Here is a 17,341-nt window from a genome sequence, read left to right as displayed (position 1 = left end):
GCCGGGTGCGCGCGCAGCGGTCAGAAGTCGAGTGCCGGCACCCGGGCGTAGACGCCGGGGAAACCGGGTTCGGCGGCTCCCTTGGCCCATGAGGTGATCCCGGCGAGTCTGCCGTCCACCAGCAGTGGTCCGCCGCTGTCGAAGTTGGCGGTATCGGCGGCGGGTGAGCCGGCGCAGACGGCCTCACGCGCATCGAACTCGCCGCCGTAGGCAGCCGCGCAGGTGGCGTCGGGCACCAGTGGAATGGTCGCCGATCGGAGCACGGTGTTGGAGTCGTCGTCCTCCGACGTGGCGCCCCAGCCCACGATGGTCGCCGAGTCCCCGTGCGGCACACCGATATCCAGCGTCGGAAGACGGACGGGGGCGGCGAGGACGAGAACCGCGACGTCGTTGTGGAAGGCCAGGTCGGTCCCGAACAGTGACACCCGGAAGTCGGGATGGGTCCGGACATCGGCGATCGCGACGGTGAGACCACCGCCCGCCGCGTTGTCACCGCGCCCGAACGTCGCTGTGGTCCCCGGCAGTGTGCGCGCCAGGACACCGCAGTGCGCGGCGGTGACGATCCGATCCGGCGCGATCAGGGTGCCGGCGCAGAACTGCCCGCCGGGCCGGGTGGCATAGGCGGGGCTGCCGATGGCCGCCAGCCAGGGGTGGTCCGACGCCTGTGCGGGTGTGCCGCCGACCACGGCATGGGCGGCGGTGGTCTGGCCGAGTGCGCATGTGATCGCGGCAGCGGCCACCAGCGCCGCCCGGCGGGATAATTTCGTCATGGGTACGGTCCCTCGATAATCGTCTGGCGTTGCCGCCGCAGTTTTACCCTACGACGATGACGGACTGGACCGAATTCGCCGGTGTCGCGCCGCGGATCGCGGCGACGTTCCTACGCCGGCACGGCGCGACCGGCAATCTCTGCCTGCTGGGCACGACCCGCCGCGACGGATATCCGCGGATCAGCCCCATCGAACCCCGGCTGTTCGACGGGCGGCTGTGGCTGGTCGGTATGCCGGGCACGGTGAAATTCCAGGATCTGCGGCGGGATCCACGCTTCTGCCTGCACACCGCCACGATCGACCCGCAGGTGGGCGACGGCGACGCGAAACTGTGGGGTTTGGTCCATCAGGTGGACGATGCGGATCTGCAGCGACGCTGGGCCGCGGCGTTGTATGCCGACACCGGGTTCGACCTGCGCGGACAGCAGCTCGACCCGTTCTTGGCCGCCGATATCACCGGTGCTTCGGCGGTCGAGGTGGGTGCCGGGCATCTGGATGTGGTGATCTGGAAACCCGGCGGTGGCGAAACGGTGGTCCGCAAACACTGAGTCCTCGATCTCGGTCGTGCGTATTTCCGGCGGTAAATAGCCTGTTATCAGCTATTTCACCGCTATTGTGCGGAGGTGGACATCGCGCTGGAGTGGGACCAGCACCCGGGGACGGGCCTGCGATTGGCGGCCGAGCTCGCGGGGCGTACCGGCCTGCCGGTGCTCGAGGACATCTCCGTGGCCGACGGCACCGCCGATCTGCTCGGGGTGATCGCCGCCCGCGGTGGTGGTGAACTGCTCGGCTGGGCCGAACTGCGCGATGCCGGTCTCGGTGAGGCGTGGGTGCAGGCGGTCTCGGCGCAGCGCCTGGTGCATTCGCTGCAGCTGGGCCGTGCCGACGAGTCCGAGCCGCAGGCCGCGGAGACCGAGATGGTGTGCCGGTTGACGGCCGAGGCGGCACGCCGGGCCACGGTGGGCGGTTATCGCGTGCTGCGATGGCAGGGCACCGATATCGGCCCCTCGGGCCGGGCGGCGGTGTCGCTCGGGGCGCGGCGGGTGGACGAGTACGCGCGATTGTGGGAGTTGAATCCGGCCGCGTCGCGGTACGGCTACTCCGAGGCACGGAACCGGTTGGTACACACCATCGCCGAATCGGACGATCCACCCGGGCGGGTGCTCATCACCGCGGTGTTGTCCGCCGGAAACGGTGTGGAGCCGGTCGCGACGCTCACGACCTTCGCCGGTGTTTCGGACGCCTACATCAGCGCCGAGGAGGGGTTTCCACATCGTGAGGCCGACGCCGATCTGCTCACCGAGATCTTCGGCGCGGTGACAGCCGAATTGCGGTCGGCGATGCCCGATATCACCGTGCTGCGGGTGTTCGAGTTCGACGACGAGACGGTGCGGGAAGCGTTGTCGCGCATCGGTATGCGGATCTGCGGCCGGTACAACGACTACGAGCTGGAGCTGGGAGCGGGTTAGCGCGGCCCGGTGGCCGCGTTGACCGCCGCCAGCCGAGCGGCTCGGATCGCGTTCCACAGTGGCCGCAGCAATGTCTCCTGGGCGTGCAGCGCGCTCGCCGAACTCGGAGAGGAGGGCGCGGTCTGCTGGGCCACGGTGAGGATGGCGGCCACATGGTCGGCCGAGTCGAGGATGCGGCGGGCGCGCAGTGGCGCGGAGTCCGGATAGATGTGGCGGGAGTAGTCGGCCAGTTCGTCCTCGATCAGCTCCCGCGGATCGTCGTCACCGCCGACCGCGGTGGTGTGCAATTGCATCAGTGCCTCGGCGGCCTCGCGGACCGCCTCCCGCATCGCGTATTCCGCCTCACCGAGGGCCATGTCCGGGACCGGGACCGGAATCGCGGTGTCGAACACCGTCCACTGCAGCGTGTCCTCGCCGATCCACTGCGGCACCAGCGCGACGCCGTCGCCGCCGGGTACACCCGCGATCACGCCTTCTTCGGCATCCATTGCCGCGGTGGCGAATTCGTTACCGGTGGGCAGTCCACGCGCATCGCCGGGGACCGGCAGCACCAGCCGCATCTGGGCGTCGGGCTCGGCCATCGCCTGGCGAATGACTTTGAGCAGCATCATGATTCCGGAACCTGCCTCGAGCGGCTCGGCCGTGGGCCACGGCAATCCGGTACGCCCGCCGGTGACCGGATCACCGGCGGCCACACTGTGGTGGGCCGACCAGGCGTGCAGGGCGTCCAGTACGTCGTCGGGCGCGCTGCGGCCGGCCAGCCACGAGCCGGCCCACACCGTCAGCGTGGCACTGGGAGAACACATGTGATCGAGGATAGTGGCGACTCGGCACTCGCGTGGCCACAGACGAGACAACCGCCGGCAAGTTCACGACGGCGCCGTGGTGCGCGGCGATCGTCCGCGACCACGGTCACCGGCGGTGCGGGTGGCTGCCGAGAGCGCCGGCGCGACCCAGGTGGTGAGGTAGTCGCGCAGCTCACGCCCGGTTCTCGGAGGGCGGCCCGGGTCGATCACGAAGGACTGGACGATGCGCAGCATATGTTCGACGAGTTCGTCGAGATCGGTGATACCGGCCGCGGCCCAATCGACCGGAAAGCGTTGCAGGATGGAGCGACCGAACGCCAGGGCGGTGTCGGAGGTCACCCCGGCGGAGAAGGCGCCGGCGCGGCCGGGGGTGAGCAGGAGATTGAGATATTTCTCGTGGGGCAGGCGTTCGAGGGTGTGGGCGATGCCCTCGACGACGGCCGTGGCGGGGTCGCGGACACCACTGAGATGTTCGGCCAATACGTCGAGGAAATGTCCGGTCTGCGCGACCGCGGTCGCGGTCACCAGGGCGTCGGCGCTGGGGAAATAGCGGTAGACGGTCTGCCGCGTGACGCCGAGATCGCGCGCGATCTCGGCGATGGTGAATTCGCCGGCCGTCCGATCGATCACCGTGCGCGCCGCGGCGAGAATGCGCGCGATGGCCTCGTCGTCGTCGGCCGGTGCGGCTCCCGACCATCCGTGCGTGCGCACCACTCACCTCCTCGCCGTGCCGATCGCGATCGACGGTACCGGCTGGTGCGATCGGGCCGGGGTGTGGCGGCCCCGGCAGGGTTGACCATACACACGGTCCCAGATGTATGGTCGCTCCGACAGGTTGTTCGATGGAAGGAAGTGCCATGGCCGCAACGACGCCGCCGCGTCCGAAACAACTCGATCACCCGATTCTGCCCAAGATCTTCAAATACGCTGGGCGAGTGCAGGTGTGGGTGTTCCGCCGCACGGGCGGGCGGATCGGCGGCACGTGGCGCATCGGCGCCGGATTCCGCAAGCCGGTACCGACGCTGCTGCTCGAACATCGCGGCCGCCGGTCCGGGACCGCCTACACCACGCCACTGCTGTACATCACCGACGGCGCCGACACCGTGATCGTGGCCTCACAGGGCGGGCTGGTGAAGCATCCGCAGTGGTACCACAACCTGGTCGCCGATCCGGACGTGCACATTCAGATCGGCCGTGACCGGCGTGCGGTGCACGCGGTGACCGCCGACGCGGAGCAGCGGGCGCGGTTGTGGCCGAGGCTTGTACAGGCCTACGCCGATTTCGACACCTACCAGGCATGGACCGAGCGTGAGATCCCGGTGGTCGTACTGCGGCCGCGCGCGTGAAGTGATCGGGGTGCACACGAAGGGCGTTGCGCGCGTGCGTTGTCGGTTCAGGTGACCCGGTAGGCGATGTAGCGGACCCGGTCGGCCTCGCGTAGCGCCGAGGCCACGTACAGGTGATGTTCGAGCTGGGCCAATCCGGGGTCGGACGTCTCGAGCCGGACACCGAGCCGGAAGTAGTAGTCGGCCGGGTCGACCGCACTGCCGGCGTGCAGCGCCCGCAGGATGTCCGGCGGTCCGGTGCGGACGCCGAAGGTACGGAGATGGACAAGGGGACCGGCGTCGGTGCGGGCGGAGTAGCGGGTGTCGATCTCGATCGCGCCGTCGGGTCGCACGATCTGCCAATCCGCGCCGCCGGCAAGGATGTTCGCGTCGAACTCGCCGGTGATCCGGCCGCCGGTGATCGGCACCACCCGCCGGTGCCCGGCGCGGGTGACGCCGTGGTCCTCGAGCGGGCCGAGGTGTGCCTCGACCTCGAACGCGGGTTCCAGTCCGGGTACGGGCGGGGTGGTCATCGGCGGCTCCAGACCGGCAGATCGATGCGTGCGGGCGCGGTGGGCGAATGCGAGATCTGCTGAGTGGCGCGATGCAGCGTCGTCGCGGTGACAGCGGGCTCGCCGTTTCCCGGATTGCGGGCATACCGCGGGTGCGCTCCCGAGCTGATCTGCACGCCGATGCGATGACCGGCCGCGAATCGGTGGAAGGCGGGCCACAGTCGCACCTCGACCTCCCGGAAGCCGTCGGCGTCCGGCTCGGGATCGGTGCCGGTCACAGCACCGATGCGGCGGATACCGTCGCACACCGTCATCGACCGGCCGTCGGGATGAATGTCGCAGAGCCGGACGAACACGTCCGCGCCGGGCCGACCGGAGCGGAACCCGATGCGGGCCACGGGTTCTCCGGCCACGATCACCGGCTCGGGCAGGGAATCGCCCCGGAATACGACGACATCGTCGCGGCGCTCGTGGGCCGCGTTGTCCAGCGGCACGCAACGCGGTTCGAGACTCGGACCACCCACGGCAGGGGTGGGATCGGCGGGATCGTAGACGTACTCGGTGACACCGCCGTCCGGACGCTCGGGACCGATGGCGCCGCGGCGGTGCAGGTAGGCCGGTTCGGTGCGGACACCGGGCGGTGGCCAGGCCGTCAGATCGTGCCACTGCCGGGCACCGGTCAGGTACGCGCGCACCGGTGCGACCCGGGTGTCGGGTGCCACCGCGAAACGCTCACGCAGGAATGCCGCCGACTCTTCGACGGCAGTCGCACCCAGCCCACGTGACAGGTGACCCCAGGGCCCGATGGTGAGCCGTGGTGGCCGGCCCGCGGCCGCGAGCTGGGCGTAGTTGCGCAGTTGCCAGGGCAGGAAGATGTCGTACCAGCCCGTGATCATGTAGACGGGCGCGGTGACGTGCGTGACGTCGGCGGTGTGCGACTGCGAGGTCCAGTAGTCGTCGGTGAGGCTCTCGTGCGCGACCCAGTCCTGATACCAGTGCACGCGGCGCCCGGTCGCCGCGATGTCGCCGTCGGCCAGGGGCAGGGTGTCGAATCCGCTGCGCAGCTTGCGATCCGGGCCGCGCATACCCAGCAGCAGGGCGCCGAACTCGCGGTGGGCCATGCGATCCATGAGCTGGGTCCAGCCCAGGGCATTGCGTAGTGCGAATGCGCCGTTGTCCCAGGTGACGGCGCCGAAGTCGGGCATGGTGGTGATCAGGCAGAGGGCGTCGGGGGCATGTGCCGGTTCCTGCGCGCACAGCCGCCCCGCCACCGCCCATTGGGTGTAGCCCATGTAGCTGGTGCCGAAAGTGGCCACCGTTGCGGTCGCCCACGGCTGCGACCGTACCCAGCGATGGGTGGCGATACCGTCGCGCTGCTCGTCGACCTGCGGGGTGAACACGCCACCGGAACCCCAGGTGCCGCGGCAACTCTGGAACAGGACGGTGAATCCCGCACGTGCGAGAGCGCGCGCCTGGGCCGCGACCGGCCCGCTACGGCCGTAGGGGCCGCGGATCACGATGGTGGGAAGCCGGGGATCGGCGCCGTGGGTCGGTGTGATCAGATCCGCGAGCAATTCCACTCCGTCGTCCATCGGCACGCGCAACTTCTTGCGGACGGTGACGGCGAACGGCCCGGGGACGGCCTTGCGGATCCATCGGGTGAGGCGCGTGGTGGTCATTCGGTGTCCTCGGGTAAGTGCCGCAGGGCATCCCGCAGCCGTTCGAGTGCGGGCAGGGCGGCGGTGAGCGCCGCGCGGTCGGCGGGGTCGAGGGTGCCGACGGCTCCGGACATCAGCGTGCTGCTCGCGGTATCGAAGCGGGCGAACAGGTCGCGGGCGCGGGCGGTGGTGAGAATATCGACGCGGCGGCGGTCACCGGGCCGGGGACAACGTTCGATCAGTCCGGCCGCCTCCATCGTGGTCAGGAGATTGCTGACCGTCGGGCGGCTCAATCCCAGGTGGTGCGCCAATTCGCCCGAGGTGACCGCGGTTCCGGGCGGCAGTGCCCGGATGATCTCGATCTGCGCGTCGGGGATCTCGGGCAGGTGCTCCACCGCCCGGGTGGCATTGAGCAGTGTGCGGCGCAGTGGGGAGATCACCGCCGCCAACCGGGCGGAATCCTCGGCCTTCACAGCTGTTCCCGGATATTCGGGGGTGTCAGCGAGGCGCGGGTGTTGAGCTCGTCCGGATGGAATCCGGCGGCTCGCTTGTACGCGGTGGCGATCGCGCCGAGCTCCTCGGCTCCGATCACATCATGGATGTCGTCGAATCCCTCGGGTGCGCGTTCGTGGGCGAGCACCATGACCTGTTCGGGTCCCTGACTGCGATTGCTGCGCACCAGTGCGGTGGTGGCCGGCCGGCGATCGTTCTCGTAGGCCGTGAGCGCGGCCTCCACCGATTGCGCGGTGGCGAGATGGAAGGCGAGGGTCCGGGCATCGAGCACCGCCTGTGAGGCCCCGTTGGAACCGTTGGGGTACATCGGATGTGCGGCGTCTCCGAGCAGTGTGGTGCGCCCGAAGGTCCAGCGGGACAGCGGGTCCCGGTCCACCATCGGATACTCGAGGATCTCGTCGCACGCGCCGATGAGGCCGGGGACATCCAGCCACGGGAACTGCCACTGCCCGAAGAGTTCGACGATCGGCCCCGCGGCGACCGCGCGATTCCAGTTGGCCTCGTGCTCGGCCGACCCGGCGGTGCGGCGCTCGGCGATCACGTTGACCCGGTCGCCCAGCGGGTACGCGACGAATTTCTGTTCGGCGTCGCCGGCCATGATCATGGTGCGTCCGTCGAGAAAACCGGGCGCCCGGGCGGTGCCGCGCCAGAGGACGAGGCCGTTGGACACCGGCGGGCCTTCGTCCGGTCTGCGCCGGCGGCGCAGAGCCGAATGGATTCCGTCGGCCCCGATCACGAGCTCGGCGGCGACATCGACCGTGCCCTCCGCGGTGGTGAAGCGCGCGCCGCCGTTCGCGTCCGCGTCGACGAGCCGGTGCCCGAGGCGGACGGTGCCGCGGCCGAGCCGCTCTCGCACGGCGGCGAGCAGTTCCATCTGCAGCGCGCCGCGATGCACCGACAGCTGTGGCCACCGATAGCCCGCTGCCACCCCGCGTGGCTCGGACCAGATGAGCTGGCCGTGTCGGTTGTAATAGGCAAGTGTCTCCGGTGCGGTGCCCAAGGCGGCCAGCCGGGAACCCAGGCCGAGTTCGGTGAGCTCCCGGACCGCGTGGGGGAGCAGATTGATACCGACCCCGAGCGGGCGCAGGGCGTCGACGCGGTCGTATACCGAGATGTTCCGGAATCCGACCGCGTGCAGGCTCAATGCCGCAGTGAGACCGCCGATGCCGGCGCCCGCGATCACGATCGTCATGGTGCGATAGTTTTGCAACAAAGCTAATTTCGGTCAACCGTCGCCGCGTGCGGATCCGCATCGTCGACGCCGCGATCCAGGCGTGGCGGGTGCGGCCGCCGCGGGGTCAGGCGGGCTCGGTGACGAAGTCGATGAGCCTTTCCACCGCACCGAGCAACGGCGCCTCGAGATCGCGGAACGTGTCCACGGCGTTGTAGATCCGCCGCCAGCCGTCGGACGGTGCGCCCCAGCCCAGACGGTGGCACACGCCGGTCTTCCAGTCCTCGCCGCGCGGGACCCGGGGCCAGGCCTCGATCCCCAGTGTTCGTGGGCGCACCGCCTGCCAGATGTCGATGTAGGGGTGTCCGGTGACCAGGACGTGCGGACCGAGACCGGTGGTCAGATTCGTCTCCTTGGACCCGGTGACCAGGTGATCGACCAGCACTCCGACGCGGCGCCCCGGTTCGGGTACGAACTCGGCGAGGCGTTCGGCGAGGTGGTCGAGCCCCTCGAGTTGTTCCACGACCACGCCCTCCACCCGCAGGTCGTGTCCCCAGACCCGTTCCACCAGCGCCGCATCGTGCACGCCCTCGACCCAGATGCGGCTGCCCCGTGCGACCCGGGCGCGCAGGCCGTCCACCCGGGTGGATCCGGACGCCGATCGGGTCGGCTTCGCGGGCCCGGCCACCTTGGGCCGGACGAGGGTCACCGGCTGCCCGTCGATGAGAAACGCGGCCTCGCGCAGTGCGAACAGCCGCACACGTCCCGCGCGGTCCTCCAATTTGACGAATTCACCGTCGTAGGTGCGTTCGAAACCCACCACCGCGCCGCAGAATCCGCTCGCGGCGTCCTCGGCGACCAGATCACGCTCCGCGGCGACCTGCGGTACCGCGCGCTTGCGGGTTCGATCGTGGCCGGAATAGATGTCACCGTAGTTGCGCGCGCTCACCCGCCCGAAACTACCTGTTTCGCTTGTTCTTTGGTGGGACGCGAGATCGCGGGGCGGCATCGGGCCCGTCGGCGACTCGGCGATGCTCGACTCTTCCGCATGAAAGGCGCGGAAATTCGGACAGGCGCGGTACGGTGAACGCGTGGCCGCAATCGTATGGCTGGTCGCGGGAATTCTGCTCGCCGCAGCCGAGATGCTCACCGGTGATTTCACGCTGCTCATGTTGGGCGGGGCGGCGCTGGTCACCGCGGGGGTGTCGGGGATCGGACAGACGTCGTTGGTGATCGACGCCGTGGTCTTCGCCGTGTCCGCGATCGCGCTGCTTCTGCTGGTGCGGCCGATGTTGTTGCGCCGCTTCGCAACTCCGCCGCCCACCCCCACCAACGTCGACGCGCTGCCGGGAAAGACGGCGAAGGTGCTCGAGGCGGTGAACGAGAACAGCGGTCAGGTGAAGATCGGTGGCGAGGTGTGGAGTGCGCGCTCGTTCGATCCGGCCGATGAATATGCCGAGGGTGACACTGTCTACGTCATGAAGATCGACGGCGCGCACGCCGTTGTCTGGAAGGGGCCGTAAATGGCTGTACTGATCGTCGCGATCGTCATCGTGGTGCTGGTCGCGGTGGTGGTCTTCAAGTCGATCGCGCTGGTGCCACAGGCCGAAGCCGCGGTGATCGAGCGGCTGGGCAGGTATTCGCGCACCGTGTCGGGGCAGCTGACCTTCCTGGTCCCGTTCGCCGATCGGATCCGTGCGAAGGTGGATCTGCGCGAGCGGGTCGTCTCGTTCCCGCCGCAGCCGGTGATCACCCAGGACAACCTCACCGTGCAGATCGACTCGGTGGTGTACTTCCAGGTCACCAGCCCGCAGGCGGCGGTCTACGAGATCAGCAACTACATCGCAGCCGTCGAGCAGCTGACCATCACCACGCTGCGCAACGTGGTCGGTGGTATGACCCTGGAGGAGACGCTGACCTCCCGCGATCAGATCAACTCCCAGCTGCGCGGCGTTCTCGACGAGGCGACCGGCCGCTGGGGCCTGCGGGTCGCGCGAGTGGAGCTCAAGGCCATCGATCCGCCGCCGTCGATTCAGGAGTCGATGGAGAAGCAGATGAAGGCCGATCGTGAGAAGCGCGCGATGATCCTGACCGCCGAGGGTAATCGCGAGGCGCAGATCAAGACGGCCGAAGGTGCCAAGCAGTCGCAGATCCTCGCCGCGGAGGGCTCCAAGCAGTCCGCGATCCTGTCCGCCGAAGGTGAACGTCAGAGCCGGATCCTGCGGGCACAGGGTGAACGCGCGGCGGCCTACCTGCAGGCCCAGGGCCAGGCAAAGGCCATCGAAAAGGTCTTCGCGGCAATCAAATCCGGCAAGCCCACACCGGAACTCCTTGCCTACCAGTACATGCAGACCCTGCCCCTGGTCGCGAAGGGGGACGCGAACAAGGTGTGGATGGTGCCGAGCGATTTCGGCAAGGCACTGGAGGGTTTCGCTCGCAATTTCGGAACCCAGGGCGAGGACGGAGTCTTCCGGTACGAGCCCAGTTCCGAGGACGACTCGGCCACCTCACCCGAGGACGATGCCCAGGAAGTCGCCGATTGGTTCGACATCAAGACCGACCCGGCCGCGGAGCGAGCCGTGCGTGCCGCCGAGGCGGCGGCAGCGACCCCGGTCGATTCACCGCTGACCGCACCTCCGCCGTCGCCACGGTCGCTGCCCACCCAGAGCGCCCCGATCCCGCCGGCACCTCAACAGCAACCGCAGCAGGCCCCGCGGCCCGGTGAGGCCGAGGGCAGGCCGTGGCAGCCGCCGGAATATCCGGGGCGTTAACGGGTACCTGACAACCAGCGATGATCCGAATGCCGGCCCGCGAGTGCGGGTCGGCATTCGAATTTTTGTGCCCGGCAGGTGGACTCGGTTCTCACGGGGGTGGCGATGGCGAAGCGGAGGACGGTGTTGCGGGCGGCCGCGCTGGCACCGCTGTTGTCCGCATGCGCACCGGGGGTCCTGTTCGGCCATCCGGCGTCCGTCCGAATCGCGGTGCCGTGGAGCGGATCCGAGCTCACCGCGTTCCGCCGGGTCCTCGGTGATGCGGGGCTGGCCGATACGGTGGCCGTCCTGCCGCTGGGCGACGATATCGACACCGCCCTGCAGGCACGCGGGCGCTCGGCTCCAGATCTGGTGATGCTTCCCGATATCGGCCGTATCGCCGAGCTCGCGGGCGATACGTTGCGTGCTCTGCCGGCCACGCTGTGGTCGGGCGAGGACGGTCCGCGCTATCCGCGGCAGTGGGAGTCGCTGTTGTGGAAAGACCACGCGCTCTACGGCATTCCGTTCAAGGCCGCCGACAAATCGCTGCTGTGGTACGACCGCTATGCCTTTCGCGGTGGCGGTCCGCGCGACGACCCGCAGGAGTGGACGGTGTCGGACTGGCCGATGCGCGCCGCGGCGGCGACCGAGCGGAATCCACTGGCGCTCGGAGCGGCCGACGGCTGGGTGCTCGCGGATCTGTTCGGCAACCTGCTCTACAGCGAGTCACCGGAGGACTACCGCGATCTCGCGGCGGCCGGTGATTCCCGGACCGAACCGCGGAACTGGAATCGCGGCGCGGTGCGCGCCGGTATGCGCGGTCTGGCCACCCTGTGGTCACCGCGCGACACCTTCCCCGGTGGGCTGGCCGCCACACTGACCTCGCAGTTCCCCGATTCGGTCCGGCAGGTTTTCGAACATCGCACCGCGGCCATGGTGGCGGCACCCGATTTCGCGGAACCGATCGTCCGCAGTTGCCTGCGCCGTGCGCGGCGTCCCGCCGACGCGGTCGGCGTGATGCCGTTCCCGGCGGTGGCGCCGGGCAGGCCGCGCCCGGCGATCGGTGGCGGTGACGTGATCGTGGCGACCGCTTCGGGGGCCCACGACATCGTGCCGGTGATCGAGGCGCTGATCGCACCCGGCGCGGTCTCGGGCTGGATCACCGATTTCGGTGGTTTCCTCGCACCCGGGCGCCGGACGTTGCCCGATCACCCTCCGATGCTGGAACCGGTTGCCGGCGAACTGCATTCGTGGACCGACTTCGATTTCGCGGACCTGATCGGTGCCGCCGGTCGCCGGGAGGGACTGTGGCGGGCACTGACCGATCTGCTCATCACCGTCGGTGACGGCCGGGGGGACCGCACCGACACGGCCGTCGATCACGCGGTGCGCACACTGCAAGATTTCGAACGGAGGCCGCGATGACGGCCGGCAATCTGAGCGCGCACGGCCTGACCCTGGAGCTGGCGCCGGCACGCCTGGCGGGGCCGGTCGTTCCGGGGCGGCATCCGCGCCGGTGGGCAACCTGGCCGGCGCAACTACCGGCTCTGGCGCTGATTCTCGTACTGCTGGTGGGGCCCGCGGCCACCACCGTGTGGACGGCGGCACGCGCGCAGTGGGCCATGGTCGCGTGGTGCACGCTGCTGGTGGTGCTGATCGCGGTGTCGACGGTGCTGTGGCGGGCCGGAAAACCGAAGCCGGGTGCGGTGACCGAACAGCCCGTGGCCCTCGCGGAATCGGCCCGCGACCGCACGGACCCCGCCGCGGATGGCACGGACCCGCTCGTCGACACAGCGGCTCCGTGGTCGCCGGCCGGTGGACCGGTGTCCTCGGCTGCCCCGGGGACGAGCAGGTCCTCGTGGTGGCGAAAGACGCTGCGGCAGCGAAAGGTCGGCGTCGGCGAATCGCGCAGGCGCCGGTGGCCGCGGTGGCAGTCGCTGTGGTGGCCGATTCTGGTGGCCGCGCTCGCGGTGACCATCTACGGCATCGGCGTCGAATTGGGCCCCAGCGGGCGAGGCGCCTACTTCCGCACGTTGCTGTGGGTGCTGTGCGGGGTGGGAGTACTCGCCTTGGCCCTGGAACTCGCCTGGCACGGCCGCCGCGGCTGGTGGCCGTGGCAACCGCTGATCCTGCCGTTCGGTGTCTCCGCCTTCGTCGCCGGGCTGGCGCTGCGACTGCTGACCGAGAACCCTGGCTACCGGATGCCGGTTCCCGGGGTCACCGGGCAGCGGATCTGGTTGATGTCCATGCTGATCGTGGCCTTCCTGTGGTGCTGGCTCGGTGCGCTGTTCTGCTTGTTCCGGGCCGCGATCGCCGCGATCGAGGCCGATCCGGTGCGGCGTGGCTATCTGGAGGACGCCGGAACCACGATCCGGACCCGGATGCGGTTGCTCGAACTGGTGCGCCCGGTATTCCTGATTCTGGGCCTGGTCGTCGCGGTCGCCGCGGCCCGCATCTTCGATCTCGTTCTGATCGCCGTACCCGGCGCCCTGCAGTACTCCCTGGATTCCGCGACCGTGCACTGGTGGCGGCTGGTGTCGGACCCCGATGCCGATCCCGGTGTCGCGGCGGCATATTCGCTTCCGCTCGCGGTTTTGATCGGCTCGGCGGCGTGGATCCTGCAGACCACCGTGCGCCGCCACCGCGTCGGATGGATACGCCGGCCCGGCGCCGATCCGGTCCGGGCACGCCGCAACGCGCGCGGCATGGTGCGCGTCGGTGTGGTGTCGCTGCTGTCGATCGGCCCGCTGGTGGCCCTGGGGATCTTCAGCTGGGCGGGTGCCGACGGGCCCGCCTTCACCGGTCCCGGTTCGGTCTGGCAGCACCGGGAGTTGTTGCATGCCATGGCCAATACCGGGTGGGTCGCGATCTGGGCCACCGTGCTGGTGCTCGGCGCCGCGTTCCCGGTCACGCATCGCCTGGCCGCGCTACCGGCCGACGCACCGCTGTCGCGGCTGGCGGTGGTGGTGCTGGTGGTGTTCACCGTGTTGCCCGCACAGCTCTACGTCGGGCCGATCCGGCATGTGATCGATCTGTTCGGACTGTCCGGTACATCGATTTCCTCGTTGATCGTGGTGCACGCCGCGATCGGATTGCCCATCGCCATCCTGATTCTGCGCGGTGCCCTGCTGGCACCGGCCGACAGTTCGGTCGCCGACACCCTGCGCGGCTTGGCCCGGCCGTGGGCGGTACTGGGCCGCTTGGTGTCGACGGCGTGGCCGGCGGTGGGCGCGGTCGCCGTCCTCGAATTGGTGCAGGTGTGGAACGACTTCTTCGTCGGCTTGCTGGTCAGTGGTGCCGATGTGAGCCCGTGGTCGCTGCTGCTGTGGGGTGATGCGCGCCAGTTCCAGGAGAACAGCGCCCACCTGGCGGCCGGGGCGCTGCTGTCCACCGTGCCACCCGTCCTGCTTCTGCTGGCGACTTGGCGCCGATTTCTGGTCCCCGGCCTGACCGGCGGGTTCGTGCGATGAGCGACACGCCGCAGGGAGAACGGCACGAGTCGGTGTCGGCGCTGATAGCGACGCCGAAATCATCGGTGTGGCAGGGTTTTCTGGGCGCGGCCTGGGTGCTGTCGTCGTCACTGCTGCTCGAAGTGGTGGCGAAACTGCTCGAGGGATCGGTCGGCCAGAGCCACTTCTTGAACTCACTGGCCGGCGTGCTGCGCTGGGTCGCGGTCGCGGTGGTGTCGATCGCGGCGCTGTATGTGCTCTGGCGCAAGTGCATGGACCTGCGCGAGAGTTTCCGCATCAGGCGGGAACTGGACCTGACCGCCGATCTCGTCGAACCGCCGACAGCGCTCGGCACGACTCCGGAGATCGTCGCGGAGCCGGGTGCCGAGATGGCTCGCCAGAGCCCCGACGCCGACCCGCGGGACCCGGATATCGCCGGTGTCCTGTGGGACCTCCCATTCGGCGAGTACGAATCGGCCGCGCTCTACGACATGGTCACCGCCATGCTCGACTGTGCCGATGCGCTGCCGGGCGAGCACCCGGTGGCGTATCGGGACGCCAGTGGTGTCCTGGCCCGGCTCACCGGCGACCATGTCGTGGTCCACAGTGGCCACGACAGGTTCCAGGTGAACAAACCGTGCCCGCCGCGCGATGCCGATACCGAAGATCACACCGCGGACACCGGCGGCACCCGCACGCCCGCACAGCCGCTCGATGTCCGCCGGACACCGCAATGGCGGGCCGCGCTGCCCGCGCTGATCCGCCACTACGCGGATCTGGCGGACCGGTGGTCGGTGGCCCTGGATTCCGAACGACTCGGCGCCGGGGCGCATCGATGGTTCGATGGTTCGGCCGAGCGGCTGGCGGATCTGCTGCAGGAATGCGCCGCGTTCGACCACGGCATCGAGCTCGACACCGTCGCCCTGGCCAGGATCGCCGACGCACTCGACATCTGGTACGCCCGCATCGGGGTTCGCGGCTGCGCACAGACCGCCGAGGCGATGCGCGTCCTCGCCGGGCCGTCGCATCCCGAGATCGCGGATCTGGCGGCGCTGCGCTGCGGTGATCTCGGCGAACTGCCTGCCCGACGCTCACGGTGGCGCCGCCGACGCGCAACGACCGGGCTGCGTGCGCGACGCGCACACGAGATCGCACTGCGCCGCCTCGACCGGTACCGGCATCCCGACACCCACATCGCGGACCCCGCCGCGGCGGGGTCCGCCGAGAACACGGCACGCGTGGTTGTCCCGGCACCCCTCGGGTCGGCGAGGCAGTACGACGTGCTCCGGACAACCCCGGATGCGGTCGACAAGGCCGGTGATGCCGCGGTCAAGAGTGATGTCTCCGTGACGATCGATATCTCTGGGGATATTGATGCCCCTGTGGCACATGGTGCTCTTGTGAAAAATGTGGCTGTATCGGACGGTGACTCCGATGCGGGCACAGATGCCGTCGAACGTGCTGCCGGTGGGAACGACGCTGCGATGACCGGTGAGGCCGAGGTGGTCCCCGGCACGGACCCGGTCGCCGGCGAGACAGGTCGACGCAGGCGCTGGTCGTGGCGTCGCCGATCCCGGGTGCGGGCCGATGCGAACCCGCTGGCGGCGGCCGTGGACGGGTTCGAGCGGGCGTGGTGGTTGTTGCCGCGCCGCGATGTCACCGGCGAGGTGGCCGCGCTGGTGGACCTGGCCATCGCCCATCTGTATCAGGGTCGTCTCGATGCCGCCCGTGACCGGCTGGAGCTGGCCGAATCGCTGACCCGTGGCGGTCGCAACCCGTCCGGCCGCGCGCACACCTTCGAGATTCTCGGTGTGCTGTGGTGGATGCGTGGCGAGCCGCGGCGTGCGCTGCGGTGGTGGCTGCTCGCTCTGACCCGATACCGGGATCTCGGTCACGAGCTGGGCATCTGCCGGTGCCTGCAGCATCTGGGCAGTGCGGCGGTCGTGGTGCCCGGCTATGGCGGACTGTTGCTCGGTGAGTTGCCGGATCAGGAAGAGGTCCTGGTCCAGGCATGGGCCTGGCTGTCCTACGCGGAGAATCGGCGCCCCGACCGTGCGGCGGAGAAGTCCCTGATCACGGGCATGTACCGGGCGAAAATCGAGAGTCATCTGGGCCGGACGGATCGTGAGCTGGCCGGGGTCCGGATGCGCTGGCCGATGACGGTCTCCGAGCACTGATATCGCGCCATATCCCAATTTGCGGGGCATTTTCTGGGTGCCGATGGACCAGTTTTCGGTGAAATCGTGCGACTGACGTCACTATATCTCAGTGATCTCCGACACATAACGTTTGAATAACTACAGATATGTAAGGCGTGTTTATCCGCCGATGCGCTGGGTAAATGCGAATACTCGACGGAGTTGCTGGAAAGTAGTTGGTTGTTACCACAACGTGATCAAGCGAGATTCGTTCGTTACCGTCTTTGGCAGCTCGGATTTCCGGGCTGACGCTCGAATCGCTGAACACCGGCAACCCTGTCCCGCGGTTCGAGATCGACCCCGACACACCTGGGGACAGGGACCCGCGATCGTCACCGTCGGGCCGGATGGGCGCAGGCAGGAATGCTCATATGTCTCGTAACCGGAAGTTCAGCACTCGCGCTCTCGGCTTCGCCGCCGTCGCCGGCGCCATCGTCGCCGTCCCCTTCGGCCTGACCGCTACCGCGTCTGCGGACGGCGGCCACGACTGGGACGCCGTGGCGCAGTGCGAGGCCAGCGGCAACTGGGGCGCCGACACCGGCAACGGATTCTACGGTGGCCTGCAGTTCACCCAGAGCACCTGGGAGGCCAACGGCGGCAGCGGCAGCCCGTCCAACGCCAGCCGTGCCGAGCAGATCCGCGTCGCGGAGAACGTGCTCGACAGCCAGGGCCCCGGCGCCTGGCCGGTCTGCGGCGCGAACCTGTAAGGGTTTTCCGTGC

General features: G+C 69.2%; 17 protein-coding genes. 9 read left to right on the top strand and 8 right to left on the bottom strand.

What is annotated here, in order from left to right; genetic code table 11:
• Positions 1 to 20: 20 nt before the first annotated feature.
• Positions 21 to 770: a serine protease gene (locus tag AB0L57_RS02010; RefSeq protein ID WP_364955580.1), complete on the bottom strand. Its 750-nt coding sequence runs from the start codon at positions 768 to 770 to the stop codon at positions 21 to 23.
• Positions 771 to 826: 56 nt separating this feature from the next.
• On the opposite strand from AB0L57_RS02010, the gene AB0L57_RS02005 reads away from it, so the two are divergent.
• Complete coding sequence (locus tag AB0L57_RS02005; protein ID WP_364955577.1) at positions 827 to 1,318, top strand: pyridoxamine 5'-phosphate oxidase family protein; 492 nt, start codon at positions 827 to 829, stop codon at positions 1,316 to 1,318.
• Between the two features lie 75 nt (positions 1,319 to 1,393).
• A complete protein-coding gene (locus tag AB0L57_RS02000; RefSeq protein ID WP_364955574.1) occupies positions 1,394 to 2,239 on the top strand; it encodes a hypothetical protein in 846 nt (281 codons plus the stop codon).
• On the opposite strand, the gene AB0L57_RS01995 is transcribed toward AB0L57_RS02000, so the two are convergent.
• Positions 2,236 to 3,045, bottom strand: a complete 810-nt coding sequence (locus tag AB0L57_RS01995; RefSeq protein ID WP_364955572.1) for a hypothetical protein — start codon at positions 3,043 to 3,045, stop codon at positions 2,236 to 2,238. The two genes, AB0L57_RS02000 and AB0L57_RS01995, sit on opposite strands and share 4 nt — an antisense overlap.
• A gap of 63 nt (positions 3,046 to 3,108) precedes the next feature.
• Positions 3,109 to 3,756 (bottom strand): TetR/AcrR family transcriptional regulator, encoded by a 648-nt coding sequence (locus AB0L57_RS01990; protein WP_364955569.1) that lies wholly within the window; start codon positions 3,754 to 3,756, stop codon positions 3,109 to 3,111.
• Positions 3,757 to 3,902: 146 nt separating this feature from the next.
• Between AB0L57_RS01990 and AB0L57_RS01985 the strand changes: the two genes are divergently transcribed.
• The gene (locus tag AB0L57_RS01985) at positions 3,903 to 4,391 is read left to right on the top strand and encodes a nitroreductase family deazaflavin-dependent oxidoreductase (protein WP_364955567.1); all 489 of its coding nucleotides are present in this window, start codon (positions 3,903 to 3,905) and stop codon (positions 4,389 to 4,391) included.
• 47 nt (positions 4,392 to 4,438) lie between these two features.
• Here AB0L57_RS01985 and AB0L57_RS01980 read toward each other — a convergent pair whose 3' ends face one another.
• The 5 genes from AB0L57_RS01980 to AB0L57_RS01960 form a co-directional block, all read right to left on the bottom strand.
• Complete coding sequence (locus tag AB0L57_RS01980) at positions 4,439 to 4,903, bottom strand: DUF3237 domain-containing protein (RefSeq protein WP_364955564.1); 465 nt, start codon at positions 4,901 to 4,903, stop codon at positions 4,439 to 4,441.
• A complete protein-coding gene (locus AB0L57_RS01975) occupies positions 4,900 to 6,561 on the bottom strand; it encodes a CocE/NonD family hydrolase (protein ID WP_364955561.1) in 1,662 nt (553 codons plus the stop codon). Before AB0L57_RS01975 ends, AB0L57_RS01980 begins: the two co-directional genes overlap by 4 nt.
• A complete protein-coding gene (locus AB0L57_RS01970) occupies positions 6,558 to 7,013 on the bottom strand; it encodes a MarR family transcriptional regulator (protein WP_364955559.1) in 456 nt (151 codons plus the stop codon). Before AB0L57_RS01970 ends, AB0L57_RS01975 begins: the two co-directional genes overlap by 4 nt.
• The gene (locus tag AB0L57_RS01965; RefSeq protein ID WP_364955556.1) at positions 7,010 to 8,245 is read right to left on the bottom strand and encodes a flavin-dependent oxidoreductase; all 1,236 of its coding nucleotides are present in this window, start codon (positions 8,243 to 8,245) and stop codon (positions 7,010 to 7,012) included. Before AB0L57_RS01965 ends, AB0L57_RS01970 begins: the two co-directional genes overlap by 4 nt.
• 106 nt (positions 8,246 to 8,351) lie before the next feature.
• On the bottom strand, positions 8,352 to 9,173 hold the full coding sequence (locus tag AB0L57_RS01960; protein ID WP_364955553.1) for a DUF3097 domain-containing protein: 822 nt from the start codon (positions 9,171 to 9,173) through the stop codon (positions 8,352 to 8,354).
• A 142-nt stretch (positions 9,174 to 9,315) separates the two neighbouring features.
• Here AB0L57_RS01960 and AB0L57_RS01955 point away from each other — a divergent pair, with 142 nt between their 5' ends.
• From AB0L57_RS01955 to AB0L57_RS01930, 6 genes are all read left to right on the top strand, one after another.
• Positions 9,316 to 9,747, top strand: a complete 432-nt coding sequence (locus AB0L57_RS01955) for an NfeD family protein (protein ID WP_364955551.1) — start codon at positions 9,316 to 9,318, stop codon at positions 9,745 to 9,747.
• Positions 9,748 to 10,995 carry an SPFH domain-containing protein gene (locus tag AB0L57_RS01950; RefSeq protein WP_364955549.1) on the top strand — a complete coding sequence of 416 codons (1,248 nt, stop codon included), beginning with the start codon at positions 9,748 to 9,750 and terminating at the stop codon, positions 10,993 to 10,995.
• A 105-nt stretch (positions 10,996 to 11,100) separates the two neighbouring features.
• The gene (locus tag AB0L57_RS01945) at positions 11,101 to 12,399 is read left to right on the top strand and encodes an ABC transporter substrate-binding protein (RefSeq protein WP_364955546.1); all 1,299 of its coding nucleotides are present in this window, start codon (positions 11,101 to 11,103) and stop codon (positions 12,397 to 12,399) included.
• Positions 12,396 to 14,444, top strand: coding sequence for a hypothetical protein (locus AB0L57_RS01940; protein ID WP_364955544.1), 2,049 nt, complete (start codon positions 12,396 to 12,398; stop codon positions 14,442 to 14,444). Before AB0L57_RS01945 ends, AB0L57_RS01940 begins: the two co-directional genes overlap by 4 nt.
• Positions 14,441 to 16,600, top strand: a complete 2,160-nt coding sequence (locus tag AB0L57_RS01935; protein ID WP_364955541.1) for a hypothetical protein — start codon at positions 14,441 to 14,443, stop codon at positions 16,598 to 16,600. Before AB0L57_RS01940 ends, AB0L57_RS01935 begins: the two co-directional genes overlap by 4 nt.
• Positions 16,601 to 16,992: 392 nt before the next feature.
• Positions 16,993 to 17,328, top strand: a complete 336-nt coding sequence (locus tag AB0L57_RS01930; RefSeq protein WP_364955537.1) for a transglycosylase family protein — start codon at positions 16,993 to 16,995, stop codon at positions 17,326 to 17,328.
• Positions 17,329 to 17,341: the final 13 nt, after the last annotated feature.

It is taken from the genome of Nocardia sp. NPDC052254, from assembly GCF_040679495.1.
Lineage (GTDB): Bacteria > Actinomycetota > Actinomycetes > Mycobacteriales > Mycobacteriaceae > Nocardia.
Note: the sequence above shows the minus strand (reverse complement) of the source record. Positions and strands in the feature narration are given on the sequence as shown.